At 62.2% G+C, this 26,119-nt stretch carries 36 protein-coding genes and 1 pseudogene; 3 read left to right on the forward strand and 34 right to left on the reverse strand.

Features of this window, described 5'->3' with window-relative positions:
* Positions 1 to 119: 119 nt before the first annotated feature.
* Together fabA and fabB are read left to right on the forward strand one after the other, a co-directional pair.
* On the forward strand, positions 120 to 635 hold the full coding sequence (gene fabA, locus HBJ55_RS19715; RefSeq protein WP_167119172.1) for a 3-hydroxyacyl-[acyl-carrier-protein] dehydratase FabA: 516 nt from the start codon (positions 120 to 122) through the stop codon (positions 633 to 635).
* A gap of 14 nt (positions 636 to 649) precedes the next feature.
* The gene (gene fabB, locus HBJ55_RS19720; protein WP_167119175.1) at positions 650 to 1,867 is read left to right on the forward strand and encodes a beta-ketoacyl-ACP synthase I; all 1,218 of its coding nucleotides are present in this window, start codon (positions 650 to 652) and stop codon (positions 1,865 to 1,867) included.
* A gap of 92 nt (positions 1,868 to 1,959) precedes the next feature.
* Here the strand turns inward: fabB and HBJ55_RS19725 are convergent, their stop codons facing one another.
* The 4 genes and pseudogenes from HBJ55_RS19725 to HBJ55_RS19740 all read right to left on the reverse strand — a co-directional run bounded on the left by HBJ55_RS19725 (position 1,960) and on the right by HBJ55_RS19740 (position 5,720).
* Complete coding sequence (locus HBJ55_RS19725) at positions 1,960 to 2,718, reverse strand: lysophospholipid acyltransferase family protein (RefSeq protein WP_167119178.1); 759 nt, start codon at positions 2,716 to 2,718, stop codon at positions 1,960 to 1,962.
* On the reverse strand, positions 2,715 to 3,611 hold the full coding sequence (locus HBJ55_RS19730) for a sugar nucleotide-binding protein (protein WP_167119181.1): 897 nt from the start codon (positions 3,609 to 3,611) through the stop codon (positions 2,715 to 2,717). The genes HBJ55_RS19725 and HBJ55_RS19730 overlap by 4 nt, the downstream gene beginning before the upstream one ends.
* 33 nt (positions 3,612 to 3,644) lie before the next feature.
* Positions 3,645 to 4,262, reverse strand: a complete 618-nt coding sequence (ssb, locus tag HBJ55_RS19735) for a single-stranded DNA-binding protein (RefSeq protein ID WP_167119184.1) — start codon at positions 4,260 to 4,262, stop codon at positions 3,645 to 3,647.
* Between the two features lie 71 nt (positions 4,263 to 4,333).
* Positions 4,334 to 5,720: pseudogene (locus HBJ55_RS19740) on the reverse strand (MFS transporter).
* 166 nt (positions 5,721 to 5,886) lie between these two features.
* Here HBJ55_RS19740 and uvrA point away from each other — a divergent pair.
* Complete coding sequence (gene uvrA, locus HBJ55_RS19745; protein WP_167119187.1) at positions 5,887 to 8,748, forward strand: excinuclease ABC subunit UvrA; 2,862 nt, start codon at positions 5,887 to 5,889, stop codon at positions 8,746 to 8,748.
* An 85-nt stretch (positions 8,749 to 8,833) separates the two neighbouring features.
* Here uvrA and rplQ read toward each other — a convergent pair whose 3' ends face one another.
* The 30 genes from rplQ to fusA form a co-directional block, all read right to left on the reverse strand.
* Entirely contained in the window at positions 8,834 to 9,229 is a 396-nt protein-coding gene (gene rplQ, locus HBJ55_RS19750; RefSeq protein WP_167119190.1) for a 50S ribosomal protein L17, read from the reverse strand.
* 39 nt (positions 9,230 to 9,268) lie between these two features.
* Positions 9,269 to 10,267, reverse strand: coding sequence for a DNA-directed RNA polymerase subunit alpha (locus tag HBJ55_RS19755; protein ID WP_167119193.1), 999 nt, complete (start codon positions 10,265 to 10,267; stop codon positions 9,269 to 9,271).
* An 82-nt stretch (positions 10,268 to 10,349) separates the two neighbouring features.
* Complete coding sequence (gene rpsD / locus HBJ55_RS19760; RefSeq protein ID WP_167119195.1) at positions 10,350 to 10,970, reverse strand: 30S ribosomal protein S4; 621 nt, start codon at positions 10,968 to 10,970, stop codon at positions 10,350 to 10,352.
* A gap of 12 nt (positions 10,971 to 10,982) precedes the next feature.
* A complete protein-coding gene (gene rpsK, locus HBJ55_RS19765; protein WP_010626488.1) occupies positions 10,983 to 11,369 on the reverse strand; it encodes a 30S ribosomal protein S11 in 387 nt (128 codons plus the stop codon).
* Positions 11,370 to 11,408: 39 nt separating this feature from the next.
* Complete coding sequence (gene rpsM / locus HBJ55_RS19770) at positions 11,409 to 11,765, reverse strand: 30S ribosomal protein S13 (RefSeq protein WP_167119198.1); 357 nt, start codon at positions 11,763 to 11,765, stop codon at positions 11,409 to 11,411.
* A 121-nt stretch (positions 11,766 to 11,886) separates the two neighbouring features.
* Entirely contained in the window at positions 11,887 to 12,000 is a 114-nt protein-coding gene (gene rpmJ / locus HBJ55_RS19775) for a 50S ribosomal protein L36 (RefSeq protein WP_009099023.1), read from the reverse strand.
* A gap of 52 nt (positions 12,001 to 12,052) precedes the next feature.
* Positions 12,053 to 13,384 (reverse strand): preprotein translocase subunit SecY, encoded by a 1,332-nt coding sequence (secY, locus tag HBJ55_RS19780; protein ID WP_167119201.1) that lies wholly within the window; start codon positions 13,382 to 13,384, stop codon positions 12,053 to 12,055.
* Positions 13,385 to 13,819, reverse strand: coding sequence for a 50S ribosomal protein L15 (gene rplO / locus HBJ55_RS19785; protein ID WP_167119204.1), 435 nt, complete (start codon positions 13,817 to 13,819; stop codon positions 13,385 to 13,387).
* A gap of 3 nt (positions 13,820 to 13,822) precedes the next feature.
* On the reverse strand, positions 13,823 to 14,005 hold the full coding sequence (gene rpmD, locus HBJ55_RS19790) for a 50S ribosomal protein L30 (RefSeq protein WP_066452141.1): 183 nt from the start codon (positions 14,003 to 14,005) through the stop codon (positions 13,823 to 13,825).
* Between the two features lie 5 nt (positions 14,006 to 14,010).
* Positions 14,011 to 14,511, reverse strand: a complete 501-nt coding sequence (rpsE, locus tag HBJ55_RS19795) for a 30S ribosomal protein S5 (RefSeq protein WP_111413348.1) — start codon at positions 14,509 to 14,511, stop codon at positions 14,011 to 14,013.
* Positions 14,512 to 14,522: 11 nt separating this feature from the next.
* Complete coding sequence (gene rplR / locus HBJ55_RS19800) at positions 14,523 to 14,873, reverse strand: 50S ribosomal protein L18 (protein ID WP_167119207.1); 351 nt, start codon at positions 14,871 to 14,873, stop codon at positions 14,523 to 14,525.
* Positions 14,874 to 14,882: 9 nt separating this feature from the next.
* Positions 14,883 to 15,413, reverse strand: a complete 531-nt coding sequence (gene rplF, locus HBJ55_RS19805; protein WP_167119211.1) for a 50S ribosomal protein L6 — start codon at positions 15,411 to 15,413, stop codon at positions 14,883 to 14,885.
* Positions 15,414 to 15,422: 9 nt separating this feature from the next.
* Positions 15,423 to 15,815, reverse strand: a complete 393-nt coding sequence (gene rpsH / locus HBJ55_RS19810; RefSeq protein ID WP_167119214.1) for a 30S ribosomal protein S8 — start codon at positions 15,813 to 15,815, stop codon at positions 15,423 to 15,425.
* A 32-nt stretch (positions 15,816 to 15,847) separates the two neighbouring features.
* On the reverse strand, positions 15,848 to 16,153 hold the full coding sequence (rpsN, locus tag HBJ55_RS19815; RefSeq protein ID WP_167119216.1) for a 30S ribosomal protein S14: 306 nt from the start codon (positions 16,151 to 16,153) through the stop codon (positions 15,848 to 15,850).
* 10 nt (positions 16,154 to 16,163) lie between these two features.
* Entirely contained in the window at positions 16,164 to 16,703 is a 540-nt protein-coding gene (rplE, locus tag HBJ55_RS19820) for a 50S ribosomal protein L5 (protein ID WP_167119219.1), read from the reverse strand.
* 18 nt (positions 16,704 to 16,721) lie between these two features.
* A complete protein-coding gene (gene rplX / locus HBJ55_RS19825; RefSeq protein WP_010626477.1) occupies positions 16,722 to 17,039 on the reverse strand; it encodes a 50S ribosomal protein L24 in 318 nt (105 codons plus the stop codon).
* A 14-nt stretch (positions 17,040 to 17,053) separates the two neighbouring features.
* Entirely contained in the window at positions 17,054 to 17,425 is a 372-nt protein-coding gene (gene rplN / locus HBJ55_RS19830) for a 50S ribosomal protein L14 (protein WP_010626476.1), read from the reverse strand.
* Between the two features lie 39 nt (positions 17,426 to 17,464).
* Positions 17,465 to 17,725: a 30S ribosomal protein S17 gene (rpsQ, locus tag HBJ55_RS19835; protein WP_167119273.1), complete on the reverse strand. Its 261-nt coding sequence runs from the start codon at positions 17,723 to 17,725 to the stop codon at positions 17,465 to 17,467.
* 1 nt (position 17,726) lies between these two features.
* Positions 17,727 to 17,918, reverse strand: a complete 192-nt coding sequence (gene rpmC, locus HBJ55_RS19840; RefSeq protein ID WP_010626474.1) for a 50S ribosomal protein L29 — start codon at positions 17,916 to 17,918, stop codon at positions 17,727 to 17,729.
* Positions 17,918 to 18,331: a 50S ribosomal protein L16 gene (gene rplP / locus HBJ55_RS19845; RefSeq protein WP_167119222.1), complete on the reverse strand. Its 414-nt coding sequence runs from the start codon at positions 18,329 to 18,331 to the stop codon at positions 17,918 to 17,920. The genes rpmC and rplP overlap by 1 nt, the downstream gene beginning before the upstream one ends.
* Positions 18,332 to 18,346: 15 nt before the next feature.
* Complete coding sequence (gene rpsC, locus HBJ55_RS19850; RefSeq protein WP_167119225.1) at positions 18,347 to 19,048, reverse strand: 30S ribosomal protein S3; 702 nt, start codon at positions 19,046 to 19,048, stop codon at positions 18,347 to 18,349.
* A gap of 11 nt (positions 19,049 to 19,059) precedes the next feature.
* Positions 19,060 to 19,392 (reverse strand): 50S ribosomal protein L22, encoded by a 333-nt coding sequence (rplV, locus tag HBJ55_RS19855; RefSeq protein WP_097790618.1) that lies wholly within the window; start codon positions 19,390 to 19,392, stop codon positions 19,060 to 19,062.
* An 18-nt stretch (positions 19,393 to 19,410) separates the two neighbouring features.
* On the reverse strand, positions 19,411 to 19,686 hold the full coding sequence (gene rpsS, locus HBJ55_RS19860) for a 30S ribosomal protein S19 (RefSeq protein ID WP_009098993.1): 276 nt from the start codon (positions 19,684 to 19,686) through the stop codon (positions 19,411 to 19,413).
* A 22-nt stretch (positions 19,687 to 19,708) separates the two neighbouring features.
* A complete protein-coding gene (gene rplB, locus HBJ55_RS19865; protein WP_167119228.1) occupies positions 19,709 to 20,536 on the reverse strand; it encodes a 50S ribosomal protein L2 in 828 nt (275 codons plus the stop codon).
* Between the two features lie 17 nt (positions 20,537 to 20,553).
* On the reverse strand, positions 20,554 to 20,850 hold the full coding sequence (gene rplW / locus HBJ55_RS19870) for a 50S ribosomal protein L23 (RefSeq protein WP_104205223.1): 297 nt from the start codon (positions 20,848 to 20,850) through the stop codon (positions 20,554 to 20,556).
* Positions 20,847 to 21,452, reverse strand: a complete 606-nt coding sequence (rplD, locus tag HBJ55_RS19875; protein WP_167119231.1) for a 50S ribosomal protein L4 — start codon at positions 21,450 to 21,452, stop codon at positions 20,847 to 20,849. The genes rplW and rplD overlap by 4 nt, the downstream gene beginning before the upstream one ends.
* A gap of 14 nt (positions 21,453 to 21,466) precedes the next feature.
* Positions 21,467 to 22,105: a 50S ribosomal protein L3 gene (gene rplC, locus HBJ55_RS19880; RefSeq protein WP_167119234.1), complete on the reverse strand. Its 639-nt coding sequence runs from the start codon at positions 22,103 to 22,105 to the stop codon at positions 21,467 to 21,469.
* Positions 22,106 to 22,255: 150 nt separating this feature from the next.
* Positions 22,256 to 22,567, reverse strand: a complete 312-nt coding sequence (rpsJ, locus tag HBJ55_RS19885) for a 30S ribosomal protein S10 (RefSeq protein WP_010626466.1) — start codon at positions 22,565 to 22,567, stop codon at positions 22,256 to 22,258.
* A gap of 164 nt (positions 22,568 to 22,731) precedes the next feature.
* Entirely contained in the window at positions 22,732 to 23,925 is a 1,194-nt protein-coding gene (gene tuf / locus HBJ55_RS19890; RefSeq protein WP_167119237.1) for an elongation factor Tu, read from the reverse strand.
* Positions 23,926 to 23,954: 29 nt separating this feature from the next.
* Positions 23,955 to 26,075: an elongation factor G gene (gene fusA, locus HBJ55_RS19895; protein WP_167119239.1), complete on the reverse strand. Its 2,121-nt coding sequence runs from the start codon at positions 26,073 to 26,075 to the stop codon at positions 23,955 to 23,957.
* Positions 26,076 to 26,119 lie beyond the last annotated feature (44 nt).

Genomic DNA, 26,119 nt, shown 5'->3' on the forward strand with positions numbered 1-26,119 from the left:
ATCATGGGCCTCGGCCAGTAGACTAGGCAGGGCCGCCCGGGCGGGCTGGCTATTTGTGCCATGCTGCCTCCGCACCGCACGCGGAAGGGCCCACTACAACTGCGACTCGGAACGACTCAGTGACCAAGCAACACTCTTTCGAACGCGAAGAACTGCTGGCATGTAGCCGCGGCGAGCTATTCGGCCCCGGCAACGCTCAACTGCCGGCGCCCAACATGTTGATGCTCGACCGTATCGTGCGCATCCATGAAGAGGGCGGCCAGTTCAACAAGGGCGAGCTGATCGCCGAACTGGATATCCAACCCGACCTGTGGTTTTTCGACTGCCATTTCCCCGGCGATCCGGTCATGCCCGGCTGCCTGGGGCTCGACGCCATGTGGCAACTGGTGGGCTTCTACCTGGGCTGGCTCGGTCACCCCGGCCGCGGCCGGGCACTGGGCTGTGGCGAGGTGAAGTTCACCGGCCAGATTCTGCCCGGGGCCAACAAGGTCACGTATCATATCAACGTCAAGCGCATCATCACCCGGCGTCTGATCCTCGGCATCGCCGATGGCACCGTATCGGTGGATGGCCGCGACATTTACCAGGCCAACGACCTGCGTGTCGGCCTGTTCACCTCTACCGCGAATTTCTGAAACAGGAGGCTCCCATGCGACGAGTGGTAGTCACCGGCCTGGGCATCGTGTCCTGCTTGGGCAACGACGCACAAACGGTCGTCGAAGCGCTCCGGAGCGGGCGCTCGGGCATTCGCTTCAAGGAGGAGTACGCCGAGCGCGGCTTCCGCAGCCAGGTCGCTGGGGTCGTGGATATTGATCTCGATACCCTGATCGACCGCAAGCTAAGCCGCTTCATGGGCGACGCCGCGGCCTATGCCTACGTGAGCATGGCCCAGGCCATTGAGGACTCGGGCCTCAGCCCCGAGCAGGTATCGAACGAACGCACGGGACTGATCGCCGGCTCTGGGGGCGCCTCCAGCGCCAATCAGGTCGAGGCCGCCGACGTCATGCGTGAAAAAGGGCTGCGTCGCGTCGGCCCCTATCGGGTCACTCGCACCATGGGCAGCACCGTGTCCGCATGCCTGGCCACGCCGTTCAAGATCAAGGGCGTCAACTATTCGATCTCATCGGCCTGCGCCACTTCGGCGCACTGCATCGGCAGCGCCATGGAGCAGATCCAGATGGGCAAGCAGGACGTCGTCTTCGCCGGAGGCGGCGAGGAGGAACACTGGACCCTGTCATGCCTGTTCGACGCCATGGGCGCCCTGACGACACAGTACAACGACGCCCCGACCAAGGCCTCACGCCCCTATGACAAGGCGCGCGACGGCTTCGTCATCGCCGGCGGCGGCGGCATGCTGGTACTCGAGGAACTCGAGCACGCCAAGGCGCGGGGGGCGAAGATCTATGCCGAGCTGGTCGGCTACGGCGCTACCTCCGACGGTCACGACATGGTCGCCCCCTCCGGCGAAGGCGCAGTCCGCTGCATGCGCCAGGCCATGGCCACGGTCGACGGCAAGATCGACTACATCAACACTCACGGCACCTCCACGCCGGTAGGCGACGTCGCCGAACTCAAGGCGATTCGCGAGGTCTTCGGCGACACCACGCCGGCGATGAGCTCCACCAAGTCGCTGACCGGTCACTCGCTGGGTGCCACTGGTGTACAGGAGACGATCTACTCGCTGCTGATGATGGAACACGACTTCATCGCCGCCTCGGCCAACGTCGAGGATCTCGACGATCAGGCCGCCGGCTTCGATATCGTCACGCAGATGCGCGACAGCGTCAGCGTCGATCGCGTCCTCTCCAACAGCTTCGGCTTCGGCGGTACCAACGCCTGCCTGGTGCTGCAGCGCTACCGCGACTAGACGACTCCATTGCAACGCAGAAAGGCGCCCCTCGGGCGCCTTTTTGCATTGCGGGCGAAGCCCACTCAATACACAGCCACCGGCCACTAGTTCTAGCCCGTGCTGGCCCCCACCTCAGGCTTGGCATCCACCGGCCGCGGGACTTCGGAGATCTCGGCCAGCCGCGCCTCGATCCATGCCTCGACCTCGACCAGCACCTCCTCCGGCGTACGGCCTGCGGTATCGATGGGCTCCCCCACCACCACGTTGAGTACTCCCGGATTCTTCACCCAGTGGCGCCCCGGCCAGCGTTCGCCGGCATTGTGCGCCACTGGCAGCACCGGTACCCCGGCGCGACAGGCGATGACGGCCCCGCTCTTGTTGTAGCGGCGCCGCTGGCCCGGCTCCACTCGAGTGCCCTCAGGAAAGATCAGCACTGATAGCCCCTCCTGCAGACGCACCACGCCTTGGCTCAGTACCTGCCGCATTGCCCGCGCTGGCTTCGAGCGGTCCAGCGCAATGGGATGCAGCAGACGCAGGCCCCAACCGAACACCGGGATGCGCAGCAGTTCTTGCTTGAGCACCGTGCACACCGGCGGCTTGAGGATCTGCAGAAAGATGGTTTCCCACTCGCACTGATGGTTGGCCAGGATTACGCAGGGACCGGGCGGCAAGTGCTCCCTGCCGCTGACCCGATAAGTCACGCCACAGGTCCAACGAAACCAGGCGGTGATGAAATGGTTGTAGCGATTGAGCAGGCGGTAGCGTGCCGGTAGCGCCAGCAGCGGGGCCACCGGCAACAGCAGCGCGCCAAAGACGAAGATGGCGAGAAAGTAACCGACGTAGAACAGCAGGCTGCGCAACACATTCATGGAGAAGAGCCGCCCTCTTCTTCGTCACTGGGGATGGCGCGGCGAGCCTGACACCACTCATCCAGTAGACGTCCCACCTCCAGTCGCCACGGCTTCTGGTGCACGCCGAAGGCCTCCAGCACGCGCCGGCAATTGAGCACTCTACGTAGCGGCTGGTCATGATGATGCTTGAGTGCCTTCACCTCGCCCAGCTCCACCTGTTCGCCCAGCCCCTCCAGGCGCGTCGAGAGCTGGGTGCGTACCATGGTGGTGAAGGTATAGGCACTGACCGGCTCCGTACCCGCCAGGTGATAGGCACCCCAGGCGCCAGAACCGCACGAGAGCTGGTGCAGCATGCCGACCAGCGCCATGGCGACAGCGTCGGCCGATGTGGGGCAGAAGATCACGTCCTGTGCGGCGCGAACTTCCTCACCGGTTACCAGGCTGTCGATCACGCCGCTGAGCCAGGCGTGTCCGCCCTCCAGCGCGAACAACGGCCCCAGGCGCACGATGAGATGCCGAGGATGGCTACCCCGGATGCGATCCCCGATGGCGATCAACCGCCTGAGGCTCTCGTCACGTGGCGCCGGTATCACGTGTTCGTCGATGGGCGTCTCGAAACCATCCTGGTAGAGCTGATCGGAGACGCACCACACCAGTGGCGTATCTGTCTCGCGGCACGCCGCCAGGCAGGCATCGACGCCCTCACCATGCGCGACCACGGCCGCAGGCTCGATCTCCATCGGCGCCGATAACGGCGGAATGACCACCGCCGCGGGCGCCAGCTCACGCAGCAGGCTGGCATCGATCTTCAGGCCGGGCTCGATGACGAGCTCGGTATCACTGCGACGGTGCACCAGCCTGGCCAACGCCAGATTGAGGCAATGGCCGGCATCCAGTACCAACAGCTTCACTCAATAGCCTCCGGCAGCCTCGATCGGGTGGCGTCAGAACGGGATTTCGTCGTCGAAATCGTCGAAGCTGCCCGGATCGGGCGCGCCGTAATTGTTCTGCTTCTGACCACCCTGCTGGGGCTGGCCACCCGGCGCCGGGCGCTGCTGTGGCTGGCCGCCACCAAAGCCACCCTGCTGGGGCGCGTTGCCAAAGCCGCCGCCACCTTGCGCTGGAGCGCCATAACCACCCTGCTGTGGCGCAGGCGCCCCCTGAGAGGCGCCATAGCCACCCTGCTGCGGCATGCCCGCCCCGGGCTGCCCGCCGAAGTCGCCGCTGCGAGTATCGAGCATCTGCATGTCGTTGACCACGATTTCGGTGGTGTAGCGATCCTGGCCGTCTTGGCCCTGCCACTTGCGCGTCTGCAGGCGCCCCTCCAGGTAGACCCGCGCACCTTTCTTCAGGTACTGCTGAGCGATCTCGGCCAGACGGTTGAACAACACCACCGAGTGCCACTCGGTCCGCTCCTGGCGCTGGCCGCTTTGCTTATCGGTCCAGGTATCGGTAGTGGCGACGCGCAAGTTGGCGACGGGGCTACCGGACGGCATGAAGCGAACCTCGGGATCCTGTCCTAGGTTGCCGATGAGAATGACCTTGTTGACGCCACGGGCCATGCTGGACTCCCTCTGTAGTGTACGTGTGCATTGTAATGAACCGGCCCTGAGGCCGGCGCCTGACAAATCGGCTAGCCGCCGCGATGGCGGCTCGAGCGGATCAGGCGCGCCAAGGCATCCTCGTCGAGGCGCCGCCGATCCACCTTAAGATACGCCACTCGCTCCTCCGGCACGACCAGTACGTCTTCGACTCCGGCCACTTCGGCGAAGCTCGCCATCAACGTGTCGAGCGTATCTTCGCGATGCTCGTCGTCCAGCGCCACCACCTCGCTCGACAGATGCGGCGGCGTCGGCATGCCCAGCATCAGCAGCCACCAGATGCCGGCCAGCACGGCGCTGCCGACAAACACCGCCGGCAGCCCCCACTGCTGTGCCAGAAAGCCCCCCAGTACGCCGCCGAGGAAAGCACCCAGGAACTGGCTGGTGGAGTAGATCCCCATCGCCGTACCCTTGGCCCCGGCCGGCGCCAACTTGCTGAGCATCGAGGGCAGCACCGCCTCGAGCAGGTTGAAGGCCGTGAAGAACAGCAGCAGCCAGACGAACAGCGCCCAGCCGCCACCGAATCCGGCCAGACCAGCCAGGCTGATGGTGATGGTGCCGACCGCCGCGAGGCTCATGCCCTTCATGCGCTGACGCTTTTCGGCAACGATTACCAGCGGCACCATGCCGATGAAGGCCAGCGCCATAATGCCTAGATAGGTCAGACCATGCCGCTCCGCTTCGATGCCCGCCTCGACCAGGCGGAACGGCACGGCAACGAAGATCGCCATCAGCATCAGGTGCAGCGCGAAAATCGACAGGTCGAGCCGCCAGGTCGGCACGGGTGATGATTGCCATCAACTGTTGGCGATCGATGCCCACGTCGCGATGACGCAATCTCCGCGGCGCCGGCGGCACCAGCTTCCACAGCACCACCAGCCCCAGCCCGGCCAGCAAGGTGGTGAACCAGAACACCGAAGCGAGGCCGAGCGTTGCCGCCAGCCAAGGACCGATCACCATGGCCACGGCGAACGCCACGCCGATCGACAGACCGATAGTCGCCATGGCGGCGGTACGCACCTGCTCGCGAGTCTGGTCGGCGAGCAGCGCCATGATCGCCGCGGCTACGGCGCCGCTGCCCTGCAGGCAACGGCCCAGGATCACGCCGCCGATACTATCGGCGGACGCTGCCACAACGCTGCCGAGCAGAAACAGCAGCAGGCCACCGGCGATCACCGGCTTGCGCCCGAGGCGATCGGAGAGCAGGCCGAAAGGGATCTGCAGGACCGCCTGGGTCAGGCCGTACACGCCCAGAGCCAGGCCCACCAGCAGCGGCGTGGCGCCCTCCAGTTCGTCGGCGTACAGCGCCAGCACCGGCAGCACCATGAACAGGCCCAGCATGCGCGTGGCATACAGGCCGGCCAAGCCAGTGATGGCACGCCGTTCGGAGGCTAACAGCAGACCAGTGACCTTACGCATAGGGAATGAGACGCTTCCATGGAGTAGGGAGGGCTGCAGCCCTCTCGATGAGCCGACCATTCTAACGATTCCGGCCCCCACAGGAAACGCCCCAGCCAGCGGCGCTTTGGCGTGCGCTCGGCCACGGGCGTATAATCGAGGTTTTGCCGAGCGCCATGAGGTGTGAATGGACAGGATCGTGGTCAGGGGTGCGCGCACCCACAACCTAAAGCAGATCGATGTCGAGCTGCCCCGCGACAGCCTGATCGTGGTTACCGGTCTGTCCGGATCGGGCAAATCATCGTTGGCTTTCGACACCCTCTATGCCGAAGGCCAGCGCCGCTACGTGGAATCGCTTTCCACCTATGCGCGCCAGTTCCTGTCGATGATGGAAAAGCCCGACGTCGATCACATCGAAGGGCTGTCGCCGGCCATCTCCATCGAGCAGAAGTCCACCTCGCACAACCCGCGCTCCACCGTGGGAACCATCACCGAGATCTACGACTACCTGCGCCTGCTGTTCGCCCGGGCCGGCACGCCGCGCTGCCCCGAGCACGGCGAGGATCTCGAGGCCAGTACCATTTCGCAAATGGTCGACCAAGTGCTCGCCCTGCCCGAGGACAGCAAGCTGATGCTGCTGGCACCGGTGGTCAAGGGCCGCAAGGGCGAGCATCTGCAACTCCTCGCCGAGCTGCGCGCCCAGGGCTTCGTGCGCGTGATGGTCGATGGCCAGGCGCTGGAGCTCGACGACATCGCCCCGCTGGACAAGAACAAAAAGCACGACATCAGCGTGGTGGTAGACCGCATCAAGGTGCGCGAGGGGCTTCAGCAGCGCCTGGCGGAATCGTTCGAGACCGCCCTCAACCTGGCCGACGGTATTGCCGTGGTTCATTTCATGGACGGCGAGGCCGAGGACATCCCCTTCTCGGCACGCTTCGCCTGCCCGGTCTGCGGCTACGCCATCGCCGAGCTCGAGCCGCGCATGTTCTCGTTCAACAACCCCGCCGGTGCCTGCCCCACCTGCGACGGTCTGGGCGTACAGCAGGTGTTTGATCCCGACAAGCTGATCAGCCATCCGGAACTGTCGTTGGCCGAGGGCGTGATCAAGGGCTGGGATCGCCGCAGCGTCTATTATTTCAGCCAATTGCAGGCGGTCGCCGACCATTATCGTTTCACCCTCGAGACACCATGGCAGGAGCTCGCTCGTCACGAGAAGGAAGTCATTCTCCATGGCAGCGGTGACGACGAGATCGCCTTCAGCTACGTTAACGACCGCGGCCGTCGGGTAACCCGCGAGCACCCCTTCGAAGGTGTGCTGCCCAACCTGCAGCGGCGCTATCGTGAAACCGAATCGAGCATGGTGCGTGAAGAGCTGGCACGCTACATCGCCGACCGCGCCTGTCCTTCCTGCCACGGCACTCGCCTGCGCAAGGAGTCGCGCCACGTCTTCGTCGACGAGCACACCCTGCCGCAGATCGTGCAATTACCGATCGGCGAAGCGTGGGACTACTTCCAGCGCCTGGCCCTGCCCGGGCGCAAGGGCGAGATCGCCCAGAAGGTGATCAACGAGATCCATGCGCGCCTGGAGTTCCTGGTCAATGTCGGGCTCGATTATCTCAACCTCGAGCGCAGCGCCGAGACCCTCTCCGGCGGCGAGGCCCAGCGTATCCGCCTGGCGAGCCAGATCGGCGCCGGCCTGGTGGGCGTCATGTACATCCTCGACGAACCCTCGATCGGCCTGCACCAGCGCGACAACGATCGCCTGCTCAAGACGCTGATTCATCTTCGCGATCTGGGCAACACCGTGATCGTGGTGGAGCATGACGAGGACGCCATCCGCGCCGCCGACCACGTACTCGACATCGGCCCCGGAGCCGGCGTCCACGGCGGACGCATTGTTGCCCAGGGCACACCCGAAGCGATCATGGCCAGCCACGACTCGCTCACCGGACAGTACCTTTCCGGCAAGCGGCGTATCGAGGTGCCCAAGTGGCGAATCCCCGGCAACCCCGAGAAGCGGCTGGTACTCACCGGCGCACGCGGCAACAACCTGCACGACGTCACCCTGACCCTGCCGCTGGGGCTGTTCATCTGCGTCACCGGCGTCTCCGGCTCGGGCAAGTCGACGCTGATCAACTCGACGCTGATGCCGATCGCCGCGCGTGAGCTCAACCACGCCACCACCCTGACTTCCGCACCTTTCGAACGCATCGAAGGCCTCGATCAGCTCGACAAGGTGATCGATATCGACCAAAGCCCTATCGGGCGTACGCCACGCTCCAACCCGGCCACCTACACCGGTATCTTCACGCCGATTCGTGAACTCTTCGCCGGCACCCAGGAGGCGCGCTCACGCGGCTACAAGCCGGGGCGCTTCTCGTTCAACGTCAAGGGCGGGCGCTGCGAGGCGTGCCAGGGCGAGGGCATGATCAAGGTCGAGATGCACTTCCTGCCCGATATCTATGTTCCCTGCGACGTATGCAAGGGCAAGCGCTACAACCGCGAGACACTGGAGATCGCCTACAAGGGAAAGAGCATCGACGAGGTACTGGAAATGACCGTGGAGGAGGCGCTGGAGTTCTTCAGCCCGGTACCCGCCATCGCCCGCCGCCTGCAGACCCTGCTCGACGTGGGGCTCTCCTATATCCGCCTGGGCCAGAGCGCCACCACCCTTTCCGGCGGCGAGGCGCAGCGCGTCAAGCTGGCCCGCGAGCTGGCCAAGCGCGATACCGGCAAGACACTCTACATCCTCGACGAGCCCACCACCGGGTTGCACTTCGAGGACATCCGCCAGTTGCTCGTCGTGCTTCACCGCCTGCGCGACCATGGCAATACCATCGTGGTCATCGAGCACAACCTCGACGTGATCAAGACCGCCGACTGGATCGTCGACCTTGGCCCCGAGGGCGGCTCCGGCGGCGGACGCATCATCGCCGAGGGCACCCCGGAGCAGGTGGCCGAGATGGAGGTCTCCCACACCGGACGCTTCCTAAAGCCGCTGCTGGAGCGGGCCAAGAGCCAGAAGGCCGAGCCAGCGACCTCCAAGTAAGTGGCGAGAGCAAAAAACCCGGCTTCTCGCGAAGCCGGGTTTTTCGTGTTGCTACAGCACTGCCGGGCCAAGCCGCCGCAAAGGATCACTCCTCGGCGGCGGCTTCCTCGGCCTCCTCGACGACCGGGCGGTCGACGAGTTCGACGAAGGCCATGGGGGCGTTGTCGCCGGTGCGGAAACCGCACTTGAGAATACGGACGTAACCGCCCGGACGCTCGACGTAACGCGGACCCAGCTCGTTGAAGAGCTTGCCGACCGCTTCCTTCGAGCGGGTGCGGCTGAAGGCCAGACGACGGTTGGCAACGCTGTCCTGCTTGGCCAGGGTGATCAGCGGCTCGATGACGCGACGCAGCTCCTTGGCCTTGGGCAGGGTTGTCTTGATCACTTCGTGCTCGATCAGCGACACGCTCATGTTCTTGAACATGGCCTGGCGATGCGAGCTGGTACGATTCAGGTGACGACCACTCTTACGATGACGCATGGTTGTGATTCCTTACCAAACTGGGACTCGAGTCGACGCTCACGCGGAGGCCTTGTCGTCCTTCAGGCTCGCCGGCGGCCAGTTCTCCAGCCGCATGCCAAGGGAAAGACCACGAGCAGCCAACACGTCCTTGATTTCGTTCAAAGACTTCTTGCCGAGGTTCGGCGTCTTCAGCAGCTCGACTTCGGTGCGCTGAATCAGATCGCCGATGTAGTAGATATTCTCGGCCTTCAGACAGTTGGCACTGCGGACGGTCAACTCGAGATCGTCTACGGGGCGCAGCAGGATGGGATCGACGTGATCCTCTTCCTCCACGACTTCCTGTTCCTTGTCGGCTTCCAGGTCGACGAACGCAGCCAACTGCTCCTGCAGGATGGTGGCGCTGCGACGGATCGCCTCTTCCGGATCCAGGGTGCCGTCGGTTTCCAGGTCGATGATCAGCTTGTCGAGATCGGTACGCTGCTCGACACGCGCAGCATCGACGGCGTAGGAAACGCGCCGCACGGGGCTGAAAGTGGCATCCAACTGCAGGCGACCGATGGCACGCGATTCGTCGTCGGCGCCCACACGGGCATCCGCCGGCTCATAGCCACGGCCGCGAGCGATCTTGAGCTGCATCTTGAGCTCGGAACCCTCGTTGACGTGAGCAATGACGTGATCCGGATTGACGATCTCGACGTCGTGATCGAGGACGATGTCGCCCGCGGTCACCACGGCCGGGCCCTGCTTGTTCAGCGAGAGCACCGCCTCGTCGCGACTGTGCATGCGGATGGCCACGTCCTTGAGGTTCAGAAGAATCTCGATGACGTCTTCCTGAACACCCTCGATCGCGCTGTACTCATGCTCGACACCCGAGATCTCGACTTCCACCACGGCACAGCCGGGCATGGAAGAGAGCAGAATGCGACGCAGCGCATTGCCCAGGGTATGGCCAAAGCCACGCTCGAACGGCTCGAGCACGATCTTCGCGTGATGCGCGCTGATCTCTTCGACCTTGATATCGCGCGGACGGAGAAACTCTGTCACTGAACGCTGCATAACTACACCTTTGAGGCTGCCTAACGGTTACTCGGTACTCGTAGCCGGCCCGCAAGGGCCGGCACGACGCGATCAGCGACGCTTACTTCGAGTACAGCTCGACGATCAGGTTTTCGTTGATGTCGGCCGACAGGTCGCCGCGTTCCGGGATAGCCTTGAAGGTGCCTTCCATCTTCTTCGCGTCCACCTCGATCCAGGCGACTTCACCACGGTTGGCAGCGATGGAGAGCGCACTCTGGATGCGCGCCTGGTTCTTCGCCTTCTCGCGAACGGAAACCACGTCGCCGGGCTTGACCTGGTAAGAAGCCACGTTGACGCTACGGCCATTGACCATGATCGCCTTGTGGCTCACCAGCTGGCGCGCCTCGGAACGGGTGGAACCGAAGCCCATGCGGTAGACGACGTTGTCCAGTCGGGATTCAAGCAGCTGCAGCAGGACTTCGCCGGTGGCGCCGGAGCGACGGGCGGCCTCCTTGTAGTAGCTGCGGAACTGCTTCTCGAGTACGCCGTAGATGCGACGTACTTTCTGCTTCTCGCGAAGCTGCAAGCCGTAGTCGGAAAGACGCTGACGGCGCTGGCCGTGCACACCCGGAATCTGCTCGGATTTGCACTTCTTCTCGAAGGGAGTCACACCGCTCTTCAGAAAGAGGTCGGTGCCTTCACGACGAGACAGTTTGCACTTCGGTCCAATATAACGAGCCATGAATCTGTCTCCTTAAACGCGGCGTTTCTTCGGCGGACGGCAGCCATTGTGGGGGATGGGCGTCGCGTCAGTGATGCTCTGCACGCGGAAGCCGGCAGCGCTCAGCGCACGCACGGCGGATTCACGGCCAGGACCGGGGCCCTTGACCAGCACGTCGACGTTTTTCACACCATACTCGGCTGCAGCAGTCGCTGCACGTTCGCTTGCCACTTGAGCAGCGAACGGGGTGCTCTTGCGAGAACCACGAAAACCCGAACCACCGGCAGTTGCCCAAGAGAGAGCATTGCCCTGGCGGTCTGTGATCGTCACGATCGTGTTGTTAAAAGAGGCGTGGATGTGCGCAACGGCGTCCACTACCTGCTTTTTAACCTTTTTACGGTTGCTACGCGGGTTAGCCATGTTGATGTCTATTCCTGTCTTTACGCCAGAACGTGCGTGTTACTTGCGGATCGGCTTACGCGGGCCCTTACGGGTACGCGCGTTAGTCTTGGTCCGCTGACCACGCAGCGGAAGACTACGACGATGACGCAGACCACGATAGCAACCCAGGTCCATGAGACGCTTGATGTTGAGCGTCACATCACGACGAAGGTCGCCTTCCACGGTGTACTTGCCGACTTCACTACGCAGGGCATCGACCTCTTCAGAGGAGAGCTCCTGGATCTTGGTGGTCGGCGCGATGCCGGTAGCGGCACAGATTTCCTGTGCACGCGTGCGGCCAATCCCGAAGATATAGGTCAGCGAGATCGCCGCATGCTTGTTGTCCGGGATATTGACGCCTGCAATACGGGCCATCAGCTTTCTCCGAAATTTGAGCGGCTTGCTCGATTAGTCACTACAAAAGGCGCAACAGCATACCCCTTTACCCACTTTGGGGCAAGGGGTATGCCAGCACCGCTTTCTACAAGCGCCAGAATCAACCCTGGCGCTGCTTGTGCCGCGGCTCGATGCAGATGACGCGGACCGCGCCATTGCGCCGAATGATCTTGCAGTTGCGGCACATCTTCTTGACGGAAGCTCGAACTTTCATCGTTCCTTCTCCAAAATCGGCACGCGACGCGCCAAATCACCGGCGGCGCAGCTCAGCGCATGATGCCGCCGCTGCCATAGCCTTTCAGGTTGGACTTCTTCATCACCGACTCGTACTGGTGCGACATGAGGTGCGATTGCACCTGGGCCATGAAGTCCATGATGACCACTACCACGATCAGCAACGAGGTTCCGCCGAAAAAGAACGGCACGTTCCACGCCACGATCAGGAACTGGGGCATCAGGGAAACCGCAGTGATGTACAGGGCACCGAACAGGGTCAGACGGGTCATGACCTTGTCGACATAGCGAGCGGTCTGCTCACCAGGACGAATACCCGGAAGAAACGCCCCTGACTTCTTGAGGTTGTCAGCGACATCCTTGGGGTTGAAGACCAGCGCTGTGTAAAAGAAGCAGAAGAATACCACCGCCGCCGCGAAAAGCAAGATGTACAGCGGCTGCCCCGGCCCGAGAGCCTGGGATGCCCGCTGCAGCCACTCCATGCCGTCGCCGGCGCCGACCCACTGGCCGATGGAGGCGGGGAACAGCAGGATGCTGGAGGCGAAAATCGGCGGAATCACACCCGCCATATTCACCTTCAGCGGCAGGTAGCTGCTCTGCCCGGCATACATCTTGTTGCCGACTTGGCGTCGCGGGTAATTCACCGTGATGCGGCGCTGGCCGCGCTCGATGAACACCACGAAAGCCACGGTCGCCACACCCAACACGGAAAGGGCCAGCAGCGGCAACACGTTCCACGCGCCTTCGTTGCGGGCCAGCTCGAACGCCTGCCCCACCGCACCCGGCAAGCCAGCGACGATACCGGCGAAGATCAGCAGCGAGATACCGTTGCCGATACCCTTTTCGGTGATCTGCTCACCCAGCCACATCAGGAACACCGCACCCGACACGAAAGTGACGACGGCGGTGAAATAGAAGCTGAAATCAGCTGTGTAGGCGATACCCTGGCTGGCCAGGCCCACCGACATGCCGGTGGCCTGCACCAGGGCCAGCACCACCGTGCCGTAGCGGGTGTACTGGCTGATCTTGCGGCGGCCGGCCTCGCCCTCCTTCTTCAACTGCTCGAGGTGGGGCGAGACCGCGGTCAGCAGCTGCATGATGATCGACGCCGAGATGTAGGGCATGATGCCCAGGGCGAAGATACTCATGCGCTCCAGTGCACCACCCGAGAACATGTTGAACAGTCCCAGGATGGTGCCCTGCTGCTCCCTGAACAAGGCAGCAAGCTGGTCAGGATTGATACCGGGAACGGGAATATGGGCACCGATACGGTACACCACGATGGCGAGGAGCACGAAGCGCAGACGCGCCCACAGTTCACTCAGACCGCTGCCCATCGCCGGCATGTTTCCTGACTTGGCCATTTAGTCCTCTACCTTGCCACCAGCGGCTTCGATCGCAGCGCGGGCACCCTTGGTGACCTTGATGCCGCGAACCGTGACCGCCTTGTTGACGTCGCCGGAAAGAATGATCTTCGCATGCAGAGTGGCATCCTTGAGCACGTTGGCCTGCTTCAGGGTCTCGAGAGTGACTTCGTCACCCGCGACCTTGGCCAGTTCGCTCAGGCGCACCTCTTCGGAGACCAGCGACTTCATGGAGGTGAAGCCGAACTTGGGCAGACGCCGCTGCAGCGGCATCTGACCGCCCTCGAAACCGGGCTTCACGCTGCCGCCGCTACGCGACTTCTGGCCCTTGTGGCCACGACCGCCGGTCTTGCCCAGACCGGAGCCGATGCCACGACCGACGCGCTTCTCGGCGTGCTTGGAGCCCGGTGCCGGGCTCAGGCTATTGAGTTTCATGGATTACTCTCCCTCTACCCGCACAAGGTAGTTGACCTTGTGGATCATGCCGCGCACGGCAGGGGTGTCTTCCAGTTCAACCGTATGACCGATGCGGCGCAGCCCGAGGCCTTTCATGGTGGCCTTGTGCTTGGGCAACGTGCCGATGGTGCTACGGGTCTGGGTAACCTTGAGTGTGGCTGCCATGGTATTTACCCCGTGATCGCTTCGACAGACAAACCGCGCTTGGCGGCGATGTCGTCCGGCGACTGCATGGAAGCGAGACCCTTGACGGTCGCGCGCACCACGTTGACCGGATTGGTGGAGCCGTAGCATTTGGCCAGCACGTCATGGACGCCAGCCAGCTCGAGCACGGAGCGCATGGCGCCGCCGGCAATGATCCCGGTACCTTCGGAGGCCGGCTGCATGTACACCTTGGAGGCGCCGTGACGGGCCTTGACCGGGTACTGCAGGGTATGGCCCTTGAGGCTCACCTTGACCATGTTGCGACGCGCCTGGTCCATGGCTTTCTGGATCGCGACCGGCACTTCACGCGCCTTGCCGCGGCCGAAGCCGACACGACCATTACCGTCGCCCACGACGGTCAGAGCGGTGAAACCGAAGATTCGGCCACCCTTGACCACCTTGGCGACGCGGTTGACCTGCACGAGCTTTTCCTGCAGATCGCCGGTGTTCTGTTCGTTCTTCGCCATCGTAAAACCCTTTAGAATTCCAGGCCGCCTTCACGTGCGGCGTCGGCCAGGGCCTTGACGCGACCGTGGTACTTGTAACCGGCACGATCGAAGGCCACCTGGGTGATGCCAGCCTGCTTGGCGCGTTCGGCAATCAGCGCACCGACCTTGGCGGCGGCGTCTGCATTGCCGGTACCGCCCTCACGCAGGTCCTTGTCCAGCGTCGAAGCGCTGGCCAGCACCTTGCCACCATCCGGCGAGATGATCTGCGCGTAGATGTGGCGCGGGGTACGGTTGACGCACAGGCGATACACGCCCAGCTCGCGCATCTTGGCACGAGCGCGGCGGGCACGACGGAGACGAGATTCTTTCTTCGCGTTCATAACCCTGCCTTACTTCTTCTTGGCTTCTTTACGACGCACCTGCTCGTCGGCGTACCGTACACCCTTGCCCTTGTAGGGCTCTGGCGGACGGAAGGCACGAACCTCGGCGGCGACCTGGCCCAGCTTCTGCTTGTCCGCGCTCTTCAGCACGATGACGGTGTTCTTCGGCGTTTCCGCAGAGACACCCTCAGGCAGGGAATACTCGACCGGGTGGGAGAAGCCCAGTGACAGATTCAGCGTCTGGCCACTTGCCTGGGCACGATAGCCGACGCCAACGATTTCGAGGGTTTTGGTGAAGCCCTCGGAGACGCCGGTGACCAGGTTCTGGACCAGAGCACGAGTAGTGCCGACCATGGCCCAGGACTTGGCGCTCTCGCTCGGATTGAAGGTCAGCTGACCTTCTTCCTGACCGATGGCCACGTCCGGATGAACGGTCATGGACAGCGTGCCCTGGCCGCCCTTGACGGTCAGCTGGTCGCCGTCGAGCTTGACGTCGACGCCGGCGGGCACTTTAACCGGATATTTGGCTACGCGGGACATTCCAGACTCCTAGAATACGGTGCAGATGACTTCGCCACCGACACCCGCCTGACGGGCGGCACGGTCGGTCATCACGCCCTGGGAGGTGGTGACGATCGCCACACCCATGCCATCCGCCACCTTGGGCAGTGCATCCTTGCCCTTGTACTGGCGCAGAGACGGCTTGGATACCCGCTGCAGGTGCTCGATGACCGGCCTGCCCTCGAAGTACTTGAGGGTCACGGTCAGTTCGGGCTTGGTACCTTCAGCGACCGCGAAGTCGTTGATATAGCCCTCTTCCTTCAATACGCGGGCCACCGCGACCTTGAGCTTGGAGGACGGCATGGTGACCGTCTCCTTGGTGGCCATCTGCGCATTGCGGATACGAGTGAACATATCCGCCAGAGTGTCTTGCATGCTCATTTACATTGCGCTCCTGATGTTTCCGTGGCGGCTTACCAGCTGGACTTCTTCAGCCCAGGGACCTCACCACGCATAGCGGCTTCACGCAGCTTGTTGCGGCCGAGGCCGAACTTGTTGTAGTAGCCGTGCGGACGACCGGTGATCCGGCAGCGATTACGCTGACGCACCGGGCTGGAGTCGCGCGGCAACTGCTGCAGTTTCAGCGTCGCCTCGAAGCGCTCTTCGTCGGAAGTATTCACGTTCTGGATGATCGCCTTGAGCTCGGCGCGGCGGGCCGCATACTTCTCGACCAGCTTGGTGCGCTTGAGCTCGCGTTCAATCATGCTCTTCTTTGCCATGATCCCACCCTTATTTCTTGAACGGGAAGTTCAGCGCGCTGAGCAGCGCACGACCTTCCTCGTCGGTGTTGGCAGTAGTGGTGATGGTGACATCCAGCCCACGAATCCGATCGATCTTATCATATTCGATCTCGGGGAAGATGATCTGCTCACGCACACCCATGGAGTAGTTGCCGCGACCGTCGAAGGACTTCGGGTTGAGACCACGGAAGTCACGCACACGGGGAATCGCGATGTTGACCAGACGATCGAGGAATTCCCACATGCGCTCGGCGCGCAGGGTCACCTTGATGCCGATCGGCCAACCTTCGCGCACCTTGAAGCCCGCGATGGACTTGCGCGCATTGGTCACCAGCGGTTTCTGACCGGAGAGCTTCTCCAGGTCACCGATGGCATTCTCGATCTGCTTCTTGTCGCTGGTCGCGTCACCGATGCCCATGTTGAGGGTCACCTTGGTGATCCGCGGCACCTGCATCACGTTGGCGTAGCTGAACTGCTCTTTGAGCTGAGCCACCACCTCGTTCTGATAACGTTCTTTCAAGTTCGCCATTTTGCTACCCGACTCGCGTTAGGCGTCGATCTGCGTCTGCGTCGACTTGTAGATACGTACCTTGGTACCGTCTTCCTTAACCTGGAAGCCGACGCGATCCGCCTTACCGGTCTCCGAGTTGAAGATCGCCACGTTGGACGCGTGAATCGGAGCCTCGCGCTCGACGATACCGCCCTGATTGCCCGCCATAGGATTGGGCTTGGTGTGACGCTTGATCATGTTCACACCGGACACGACGAAGCGTTCGTCCTTGAGGACGCGCTTGATGGTGCCACGCTTGCCCTTATCCTTGCCGGCGATGACGATCACTTCATCGTCACGTTTGATCTTTTGCATGTCCGCTTCGCTCCTTACAGCACTTCAGGCGCCAGGGAAATGATCTTCATGAACTTCTCGGTGCGAAGTTCACGAGTCACCGGCCCGAAGATACGGGTGCCGATCGGCTGCTCGTTGGTGTTGTTCAACAGAACTGCCGCATTTCCATCGAAGCGGATCAGCGAGCCGTCGGAACGACGGACACCGCTGCGGGTGCGAACCACCACCGCCTTGAGAACCTGGCCTTTCTTGACCTTGCCACGCGGAATGGCTTCCTTCACCGTGACCTTGATGATGTCACCGACCCGCGCGTAGCGGCGGTGTGAGCCGCCAAGCACCTTGATGCACTGCACCCGGCGCGCTCCGCTGTTGTCGGCGACATCCAGCATTGTCTGAGTCTGAATCATCGGTTTTCTCCAAACCTAATCTGACTGCTCTCGCCGAGCTCAGCCCTTGGCCTGCTCGATCACCTCGACCAGCGTCCAGGCCTTCTTCTTGGACAGCGGACGGCATTCCTGAATGGAAACCGTGTCGCCGGCCTTGGCCTGGTTCGCCTCGTCATGGGCGTGCAGCTTGGTGGAGCGCTTGACGTACTTGCCATAGATCGGGTGCCGCTCGCGGCGCTCGATCATGACGACGATGGACTTTTCCATCTTGTCGCTCACCACCTTGCCGGTGAGCGTACGGGCTTTCTTCTCTTCGGCCATCTCAGTCACCTGCCTTCTCGTTGAGCACAGTCTTCACCCGGGCGATGTCCCGACGAACCTGCTTGAGCAGATGAGTCTGGCTGAGCTGGCCGGTGGCCTTCTGCATGCGCAGGTTGAACTGCTCGCGGAGGAGTTCGAAGAGCTGCTCCTGGAGCTGCTCGACTGACTTTTCACGAATTTCCTGGGCTTTCATCACATCACCGTCCGTTTCACAAAGGTGGTGGATATGGGCATCTTCTGGGCGGCGAGAGTGAAGGCCTCACGGGCCAGCTCTTCCGACACACCTTCGATTTCATACAGGACCCGGCCCGGCTGGATCTGTGCAACCCAGTACTCGACGGAGCCCTTGCCCTTACCCATACGGACTTCGAGCGGCTTCTTGGAAATCGGCTTGTCGGGGAACACGCGGATCCAGATCTTGCCGCCACGCTTGACGTGACGGGTGATCGCACGACGGCCGGCTTCGATCTGACGCGCCGTGATGCGGCCGCGACCGGTTGCCTTGAGGCCGTATTCCCCGAAGCTTATCTTGCTTCCGCGATGCGCCAGGCCACGATTGCGGCCTTTCATCATCTTGCGGAATTTCATGCGCTTGGGCTGTAACATCGACTCGCTCTCCCCTTACCTGGAACCTTTCTTCTTGGAGGGCGCGGCCTGCGGCTGTTGCTTGGCCTTGGCGCGGACCTCTTCGATGCCCCCGAGGATTTCACCCTTGAAGACCCAAACCTTGACACCGATGATGCCGTAGGTGGTTTTCGCTTCGTAGGTGGCGTAGTCGATGTCCGCACGCAGGGTGTGAAGCGGCACGCGGCCTTCGCGGTACCATTCGGTACGTGCGATTTCGGCGCCACCGAGGCGACCTGACAGCATCACCTTGATACCACCTGCCCCCAGGCGCATGGCGTTCTGCACGGAACGCTTCATGGCACGGCGGAACATGACGCGGCGCTCGAGCTGACCGGCGATGTTCTGCGCGACGAGCTTGGCGTCGAGTTCCGGCTTGCGGACTTCCTCGATGTTGACGTGCACGGGCACGCCCATCATCGCGGTAACGTCGCGACGCAGCTTGTCGACGTCCTCGCCCTTCTTGCCAATCACGATGCCCGGACGGGCAGTGTGAATGGTAATGCGGGCGTTGTTGGCCGGACGCTCGATATGGATGCGGCTCACGGACGCATTCTTCAGACGCTCTTCGAGGAAGCGACGCACCTCGAGATCGTTGTTCAGCTTGTCGGCATAAGCACCGCGCTCGGCATACCACACCGAGGAGTGGTCCTTGACGATACCCAGCCGAATACCTGTCGGATGTACTTTCTGACCCATCTGGTCGACTCCTACTTCTCGGCTACCTTGACGGTGATGTGGCAGGTGCGCTTCAGGATGCGGTCCGCACGACCCTTGGCGCGCGGACGGATGCGCTTGAGCGTCATGCCCTCATCGACGCAGATGGTCGAGACACGCAGCTCGTCGATATCCATGCCGTTGTTTTCTTCCGCATTCGCGATGGCGGACTGCAGCACCTTCTTGACCAGCTTGGCAGCCTTCTTCGGTGAGAAGGTCAGCAGGTCGAGCGCCTCGGCGACCGGTTTACCGCGCACCTGGTCAGCCACCAAACGGGCCTTCTGGGCGGATAAACGAGCGCCACGCAGCTTAGCTGTGACTTCCATCTCTCAATCCTCTCTGGCTTACCGTTTGGCTTTCTTGTCCGCCGCATGACCGCGATAAGTGCGGGTGGCAGCGAATTCGCCCAGCTTGTGGCCAACCATTTCCTCGGAGACGTGCACCGGGACGTGTTGGCGACCGTTATGGACAGCAATGGTGAGCCCAACCATGTTCGGCAGGATCATGGAACGACGCGACCAGGTCTTGATCGGTTTGCGGTCGTTCTTCTCCACTGCAGCCTCAACCTTCTTCAGCAGATGAAGGTCAATAAAAGGACCTTTCTTCAGTGAACGTGGCACAGCCGTTACCCCTTAATGTCTGTTACTTGGCCTTGCGGCGACGAACGATCAGCGCGTCGGTGCGCTTGTTCTTACGGGTCTTGTGGCCCTTGGTGGGCACACCCCACGGCGACACCGGATGGCGACCGCCGCTGGTGCGGCCTTCACCGCCGCCGTGCGGGTGGTCGACCGGGTTCATGGCCACACCGCGAACGGTCGGGCGCACGCCTCTCCAGCGCTTCGCACCGGCCTTGCCAAGTTGACGCAGGCTGTGCTCGGAATTGCCCACTTCACCCAGGGTCGCACGGCAGTCGGCCAGCACCTTGCGCATCTCACCGGAGCGCAGACGCAGACTGGCATAGCTTCCTTCACGAGCGACCAGCTGAGCGCTGGTACCGGCACTGCGAGCGATCTGCGCACCCTTGCCGGGCTTGAGCTCGATGCAGTGAACGGTGGAACCCAGCGGGATGTTACGCAGCGGAAGGGTGTTGCCCTTCTTGATCGCCGCATTCACGCCGGACTCGAGCTTGTCGCCCGCACTCACGCCCTTGGGCGCGATGATGTAGCGACGCTCGCCGTCCAGGTACTTGAGCAGCGCAATGTGAGCGCTACGATTGGGATCGTATTCGAGACGCTCGACGATGGCGGGAACGCCATCCTTGGTGCGCTTGAAGTCGATCAACCGGTAGTGCTGACGGTGACCACCGCCCACATGGCGGGTGGTGATACGACCGTTGTTGTTACGACCGCCGCTACGCGACTGCTTCTCGAGCAGCGGGGCGTAGGGCTTGCCCTTGTGCAGGCCTTCGCTGACGACCTTGACGACGTGGCGACGACCGGCGGATGTGGGTTTTGTCTTGACGATTGCCATGATCCGTACTCCTGCCCTTATTCGGCGCCAGTGAAGTCTTCGAGCGTTTCACCAGCAGCCAGGGTCACGTATGCCTTGCGGTAGCCCTGGCGGCGGCCCAGACCCTGCGCAGTACGCTTGGTCTTGCCCTTCATGTTCAGCACCTGGACGCGATCGACCTTCTTGCCAAACAACACCTGAACGGCTTGCTTGATTTCCGGCTTGGTCGCGTCGCTGGCCACCTTGAACACATACTGGTTGCGCTCGGCGGCGAAAGCGGCCTTCTCGGTCACGTGCGGACCGAGCAGAACCTTGAATACGCGCTCCTGGTTCATGCCAGCTTCTCCTCGAATTTACGCAGAGCAGAGACGGTGACCAGCACCTTGTCGAAGGCGATCAGGCTCACCGGATCGGCGGCAGCCACATCCACCACATCCACGTTGGGAATGTTGCGAGCGGCCAGATACAGCTTCTCGTCGACTTCCTCGGTGACGATCAGTGCCTTCTCCAGACCCAGCTCACCCAGCTTGGCGACCAGTTGCTTGGTCTTGGGCGCATCGACGGTGAACTCGTCGATGGCAACCAGACGTTCCTGACGCACCAGCTCGGACAGGATGGAGCGCATTGCTGCGCGATACATCTTGCGGTTGACCTTCTGCGAGTGGTCCTGCGGACGCGCCGCGAAGGTCACGCCCCCGCTACGCCACAGCGGCGAACGGATGGTGCCGGCGCGAGCGCGACCGGTACCCTTCTGGCGCCACGGCTTCTTGCCGCCACCACGCACATCGGAACGGTTCTTCTGAGCGCGAGTACCCTGACGACCACCGGCCAGATAGGCAGTGACGACCTGGTGAACCAGCGCCTCGTTGAATTCTTTGCCAAAGGTGGCGTCGGCGACTTCGACAGTACCCGCGCCTGCAGCAAGATTCAGATTCATCGGTTCTATCCCCTTCAGCCAGCTTTGACGGCGCTACGAACGATGACGTCGCTGCCGGTAGCACCGGGCACGGCACCCTTGATCAGCAGCAGGTTACGCTCGGCATCGACCCGCACGACTTCGAGGCTCTGGACGGTGCAGCGGACATTACCCATCTGACCGGCCATCTTCTTGCCCTTGAAGACACGACCCGGGGTCTGACACATGCCGATGGAACCCGGCGCGCGATGCGACAGGGAGTTGCCGTGGGTGGCATCCTGGGTACGGAAGTTCCAGCGCTTGACGGCGCCTTGGAAGCCCTTGCCCTTGGAGGTGCCGGTCACGTCGACCTTCTGACCAGCTTCGAAGAGGGATACGGTGAGTTCGCCGCCCACTTCCGGAGCCTCATCGCCTGCGGCGACACGGAACTCCATCAGCGAACGACCGGCCTCGACACCTGCCTTGGCGTACTGACCTGCTTGCGCCTTGGTGAGATGCTTGGCCTTGCGGGAGCCGGTTGTGACCTGAACCGCCGCGTAGCCGTCGGATTCGACGGTCTTGACGCTGGTGACGCGGTTCGGCTCAACCTCGATCACGGTTACGGGCACGGAGGCGCCATCTTCGGTAAAGACACGGGTCATACCGGCCTTTCTACCGACTAAACCGATAGTCATTCTCAGTCTCCTTTAGTGTACGGGGCTATCACCCGCTATGGCTGCCCTTTCCAGAGCATTCCACTAGCACGTTGTATGACGCCATCACGGCGTGGCGGCTGCTGCTCCAACTCGTTCGAAAGAGCGCTGGGCCGCGGGTGTCTAGTGTGGTTAGTCGAGCTTGATCTGCACGTCCACGCCGGCGGCGAGGTCGAGCTTCATGAGGGCATCGACGGTCTTTTCAGTCGGCTCGACGATATCGAGCACACGCTTGTGAGTGCGGATCTCGTACTGGTCGCGCGCATCTTTGTTGACGTGCGGCGAAATCAGTACGGTGTAGCGCTCACGATTGGTCGGCAGCGGGATCGGACCGCGCACCTGAGCACCAGTCCGCTTGGCGGTATCAACAATCTCCGCGGCAGACTGATCGATCAGGCGATGGTCGAATGCCTTCAACCGAATGCGAATCTTCTGGTTCTGCATTTGCCCTAAACTCCAATGGATGTCGACGGCATTTGCCGCCTACCCACGCATTCAAAGGATGCGCATTATATGCACGCCGAGGGCGAGAGTCAAACACTCCGCCAAGGTGCGCAGAAAGGGGGCTCCTCACGGAGCCCCCTTCGATCAATCAGAAGCCCAGGGACTTACTGAACGATCTTGGCCACGACGCCGGCGCCGACGGTGCGGCCGCCTTCACGAATGGCGAAGCGCAGACCTTCGTCCATGGCGATCGGAGCGATCAGGGTGACGACCATCTTGACGTTGTCGCCCGGCATGACCATCTCGACGCCTTCCGGCAGCTCGCAGGTACCGGTCACGTCGGTGGTGCGGAAGTAGAACTGCGGACGGTAGCCCTTGAAGAACGGCGTGTGACGACCACCCTCTTCCTTGGACAGCACGTAGACTTCGGCTTCGAAGACGGTGTGCGGATTGATGGTGCCCGGCTTGGCCAGAACCTGTCCACGCTCGACTTCGTCACGCTTGGTACCACGCAGCAGGGCACCGACGTTCTCACCGGCACGACCTTCGTCGAGCAGCTTGCGGAACATCTCGACACCGGTAACGGTAGTCTTGGTGGTGTCCTTGATACCGACGATCTCGACTTCCTCGCCAGCCTTGACGATGCCGCGCTCGATACGACCGGTGACCACGGTGCCACGACCGGAGATGGAGAAGACGTCCTCGATCGGCATCAGGAACGGCTGATCGATGGCGCGCTCCGGCTCCGGGATATAGTCGTCCAGGGCCTTGATCAGGTTGGCAACGGCAGTGGTACCCATGCCGTTCTCGTCCTCACCGTTCAGCGCCATCAGGGCAGAACCGGTGATGATCGGCGTGTCGTCGCCCGGGAAGTCGTACTCGTTCAGAAGCTCGCGAACTTCCATCTCGACCAGCTCGAGCAGCTCCTCGTCATCGACCATGTCGGCCTTGTTCAGGAACACGACGATGTACGGTACGCCAACCTGACGCGACAGCAGGATGTGCTCACGAGTCTGCGGCATGGGGCCGTCTGCAGCGGAACAGACCAGGATGGCGCCGTCCATCTGGGCCGCACCAGTGATCATGTTCTTGACGTAGTCGGCGTGCCCCGGGCAGTCGACGTGCGCGTAGTGACGCTCCTCGGACTGATACTCGACGTGAGAGGTGGCGATGGTGATACCACGCTCACGCTCTTCCGGAGCGTTGTCGATGGAGTCGAACTGACGCCATTCACCGCCGAAGACCTCAGCAGAAACGCGAGTCAGGGCCGCAGTCAGAGTGGTCTTGCCGTGGTCGACGTGACCGATGGTGCCGACGTTGACGTGCGGTTTGGAACGTTCAAATTTTTCCTTAGCCACTTCGATAACCTCTTTACGTTTGCTAGCGGTTAGCCTTTCTGGTTGATGACGGCTTCAACGATGCTGGAGGGCGCCTCTTCGTACGCTGCGAACTCCATGGTGTAGCTCGCACGACCCTGGGTCTGGGAGCGCAGATCGGTCGCATAACCGAACATTTCACCCAGAGGCACCATCGCGCGGATGACCTTGCCGGAGGAAGAGTCATCCATGCCCTGCACCAGACCACGGCGACGGTTGAGGTCACCCATGACGTCACCCATGAAATCCTCGGGCGTCACGACTTCGACCCTCATCACCGGCTCCAGCAGCACGGCCTTGGCCTTGCGGGCCCCTTCCTTGACTGCCATGGAAGAGGCAACCTTGAACGCGTTCTCGTTCGAGTCCACGTCATGGTAGGAACCATCGTACAGCGTGACCTTGACGTCGATCATCGGGTAACCCGCGATGACGCCGTTCTGCAGCTGCTCATAGGCCCCTTTCTCGACGGCACCCACGTACTCCTTGGGTACCACACCGCCGACGATCTCGGAAGCGAACTTGAAGTGCATGTCTTCGTCTTCGCCCTTGTCCGCCTCGGTGAGCGGCTCGATACGCAGCCAGACATGGCCGTACTGGCCACGACCGCCGGACTGACGCACGAACTTGCCTTCCTGCTCGACCTTGCCACGAATGGTTTCGCGGTAGGCCACCTGCGGCTTGCCGATGTTGGCTTCGACCTTGAACTCGCGACGCATGCGGTCGACGATGATGTCCAGGTGCAGCTCGCCCATGCCGGAGATGATAGTCTGACCGGTTTCTTCGTCGGTCCTGACCTGGAACGACGGATCTTCCTGGGCCAGCTTGCCCAGCGCCACGCCCATCTTCTCCTGATCGACCTTGGATTTCGGCTCTACCGCCACGGAGATTACCGGATCCGGGAACTCCATGCGCTCGAGCACGATCTTGTTCTCCAGATCGCACAGGGTGTCACCGGTAGTGACGTCCTTCAGGCCGATACAGGCGGCGATGTCGCCAGCCAGAACTTCCTTGATCTCTTCGCGCGAGTTGGCGTGCATCTGCACGATACGACCCACTCGCTCCTTCTTCTGCTTGACCGAGTTGTAGACGCTGTCGCCAGACTTCAGCACCCCGGAATAGACGCGAATGAAGGTCAGCGTACCGACGAAGGGATCGGTAGCAATCTTGAAGGCCAGTGCAGCGAAGGGAGCGCTGTCGTCCGCCTCGCGGGTCGCAACGGTGCCGTCCCGGTCGTCCAGCTCACCCTCGATGGCCTTGACCTCGGTGGGTGACGGCATGTACTCGATGACGCCGTCGAGCACCGCCTGGACACCCTTGTTCTTGAACGCCGAGCCGCAGGTGACCAGCACGATTTCATTGTCCAGCGTGCGGCGACGCAGACCGGCCTTGATCTCCTCGATGGACAGCTCACCCTCTTCGAGGTATTTGTCCATCAGCTCTTCGGAGGCCTCGGCAGCGGCTTCGACCATCTGCTCGCGGTACTCCTCGGCGGTCTCCTGGAGCTCGGCCGGGATATCGACCAGCTCGTAGTTCATGCCCAGGCTTTCCTCGTCCCACAGGATAGCCTTCATCTGGATCAGGTCGATGACGCCCTTGAAATCCTCCTCGGTGCCCCAGTTGATCTGGATCGGCACGGCATTGGCATTCAGACGCTTCTTGAGCTGATCGACGACCATGAAGAAGTCGGCACCGGTGCGGTCCATCTTGTTGACGAACACCATGCGCGGCACTTCGTACTTGTTGGCCTGACGCCATACGGTCTCGGTCTGCGGCTGCACGCCGGACGAGCCGCACAGCACCACCACGGCACCATCGAGCACGCGCAGCGAGCGCTCCACCTCGATGGTGAAGTCGACGTGCCCGGGGGTATCGATGATGTTGATGCGGTGCTCATCGAACTGCTTGTTCATGCCCTGCCAGAAGCAGGTAGTCGCCGCGGAGGTGATGGTGATGCCACGCTCCTGCTCCTGCTCCATCCAGTCCATGGTTGCCGCGCCGTCATGGACCTCGCCCACCTTGTGGGAGAGACCGGTGTAGAACAGGACACGCTCGGTCGTGGTGGTCTTGCCGGCATCGACGTGGGCGACGATACCGATATTACGATAGCGTTTGAGTGGAGTCTTGCGAGCCACGGTGGAACTCCCCGTTGGTTGGCGATGCGTTTAGAAGCACTGCA

The organism is Billgrantia bachuensis, assembly GCF_011742165.1.
GTDB classification, from domain to species: domain Bacteria; phylum Pseudomonadota; class Gammaproteobacteria; order Pseudomonadales; family Halomonadaceae; genus Halomonas; species Halomonas bachuensis.

What these genes read in the sequence shown, in the direction of transcription:
- fabB (WP_167119175.1), top strand. Translation starts at nt 650, where the DNA reads ATGCGACGAGTGGTAGTCACCGGCCTGGGCATCGTGTCCTGCTTGGGC.
- HBJ55_RS19725 (WP_167119178.1), bottom strand. Translation starts at nt 2,718, where the DNA reads ATGAATGTGTTGCGCAGCCTGCTGTTCTACGTCGGTTACTTTCTCGCC.
- ssb (WP_167119184.1), bottom strand. Translation starts at nt 4,262, where the DNA reads ATGGCCCGTGGCGTCAACAAGGTCATTCTCATCGGCAACCTAGGACAG.
- uvrA (WP_167119187.1), top strand. Translation starts at nt 5,887, where the DNA reads ATGGACAGGATCGTGGTCAGGGGTGCGCGCACCCACAACCTAAAGCAG.
- rplQ (WP_167119190.1), bottom strand. Translation starts at nt 9,229, where the DNA reads ATGCGTCATCGTAAGAGTGGTCGTCACCTGAATCGTACCAGCTCGCAT.
- HBJ55_RS19755 (WP_167119193.1), bottom strand. Translation starts at nt 10,267, where the DNA reads ATGCAGCGTTCAGTGACAGAGTTTCTCCGTCCGCGCGATATCAAGGTC.
- rpsD (WP_167119195.1), bottom strand. Translation starts at nt 10,970, where the DNA reads ATGGCTCGTTATATTGGACCGAAGTGCAAACTGTCTCGTCGTGAAGGC.
- rpsK (WP_010626488.1), bottom strand. Translation starts at nt 11,369, where the DNA reads ATGGCTAACCCGCGTAGCAACCGTAAAAAGGTTAAAAAGCAGGTAGTG.
- rpsM (WP_167119198.1), bottom strand. Translation starts at nt 11,765, where the DNA reads ATGGCCCGTATTGCAGGCGTCAATATCCCGGACAACAAGCATGCGGCG.
- rpmJ (WP_009099023.1), bottom strand. Translation starts at nt 12,000, where the DNA reads ATGAAAGTTCGAGCTTCCGTCAAGAAGATGTGCCGCAACTGCAAGATC.
- secY (WP_167119201.1), bottom strand. Translation starts at nt 13,384, where the DNA reads ATGGCCAAGTCAGGAAACATGCCGGCGATGGGCAGCGGTCTGAGTGAA.
- rplO (WP_167119204.1), bottom strand. Translation starts at nt 13,819, where the DNA reads ATGAAACTCAATAGCCTGAGCCCGGCACCGGGCTCCAAGCACGCCGAG.
- rpmD (WP_066452141.1), bottom strand. Translation starts at nt 14,005, where the DNA reads ATGGCAGCCACACTCAAGGTTACCCAGACCCGTAGCACCATCGGCACG.
- rpsE (WP_111413348.1), bottom strand. Translation starts at nt 14,511, where the DNA reads ATGGCGAAGAACGAACAGAACACCGGCGATCTGCAGGAAAAGCTCGTG.
- rplR (WP_167119207.1), bottom strand. Translation starts at nt 14,873, where the DNA reads ATGAACGCGAAGAAAGAATCTCGTCTCCGTCGTGCCCGCCGCGCTCGT.
- rplF (WP_167119211.1), bottom strand. Translation starts at nt 15,413, where the DNA reads ATGTCCCGCGTAGCCAAATATCCGGTTAAAGTGCCCGCCGGCGTCGAC.
- rpsH (WP_167119214.1), bottom strand. Translation starts at nt 15,815, where the DNA reads ATGAGCATGCAAGACACTCTGGCGGATATGTTCACTCGTATCCGCAAT.
- rpsN (WP_167119216.1), bottom strand. Translation starts at nt 16,153, where the DNA reads ATGGCAAAGAAGAGCATGATTGAACGCGAGCTCAAGCGCACCAAGCTG.
- rplE (WP_167119219.1), bottom strand. Translation starts at nt 16,703, where the DNA reads ATGGCGAACTTGAAAGAACGTTATCAGAACGAGGTGGTGGCTCAGCTC.
- rplX (WP_010626477.1), bottom strand. Translation starts at nt 17,039, where the DNA reads ATGCAAAAGATCAAACGTGACGATGAAGTGATCGTCATCGCCGGCAAG.
- rplN (WP_010626476.1), bottom strand. Translation starts at nt 17,425, where the DNA reads ATGATTCAGACTCAGACAATGCTGGATGTCGCCGACAACAGCGGAGCG.
- rpsQ (WP_167119273.1), bottom strand. Translation starts at nt 17,725, where the DNA reads ATGGCCGAAGAGAAGAAAGCCCGTACGCTCACCGGCAAGGTGGTGAGC.
- rpmC (WP_010626474.1), bottom strand. Translation starts at nt 17,918, where the DNA reads ATGAAAGCCCAGGAAATTCGTGAAAAGTCAGTCGAGCAGCTCCAGGAG.
- rplP (WP_167119222.1), bottom strand. Translation starts at nt 18,331, where the DNA reads ATGTTACAGCCCAAGCGCATGAAATTCCGCAAGATGATGAAAGGCCGC.
- rpsC (WP_167119225.1), bottom strand. Translation starts at nt 19,048, where the DNA reads ATGGGTCAGAAAGTACATCCGACAGGTATTCGGCTGGGTATCGTCAAG.
- rplV (WP_097790618.1), bottom strand. Translation starts at nt 19,392, where the DNA reads ATGGAAGTCACAGCTAAGCTGCGTGGCGCTCGTTTATCCGCCCAGAAG.
- rplB (WP_167119228.1), bottom strand. Translation starts at nt 20,536, where the DNA reads ATGGCAATCGTCAAGACAAAACCCACATCCGCCGGTCGTCGCCACGTC.
- rplW (WP_104205223.1), bottom strand. Translation starts at nt 20,850, where the DNA reads ATGAACCAGGAGCGCGTATTCAAGGTTCTGCTCGGTCCGCACGTGACC.
- rplD (WP_167119231.1), bottom strand. Translation starts at nt 21,452, where the DNA reads ATGAATCTGAATCTTGCTGCAGGCGCGGGTACTGTCGAAGTCGCCGAC.
- rplC (WP_167119234.1), bottom strand. Translation starts at nt 22,105, where the DNA reads ATGACTATCGGTTTAGTCGGTAGAAAGGCCGGTATGACCCGTGTCTTT.
- rpsJ (WP_010626466.1), bottom strand. Translation starts at nt 22,567, where the DNA reads ATGCAGAACCAGAAGATTCGCATTCGGTTGAAGGCATTCGACCATCGC.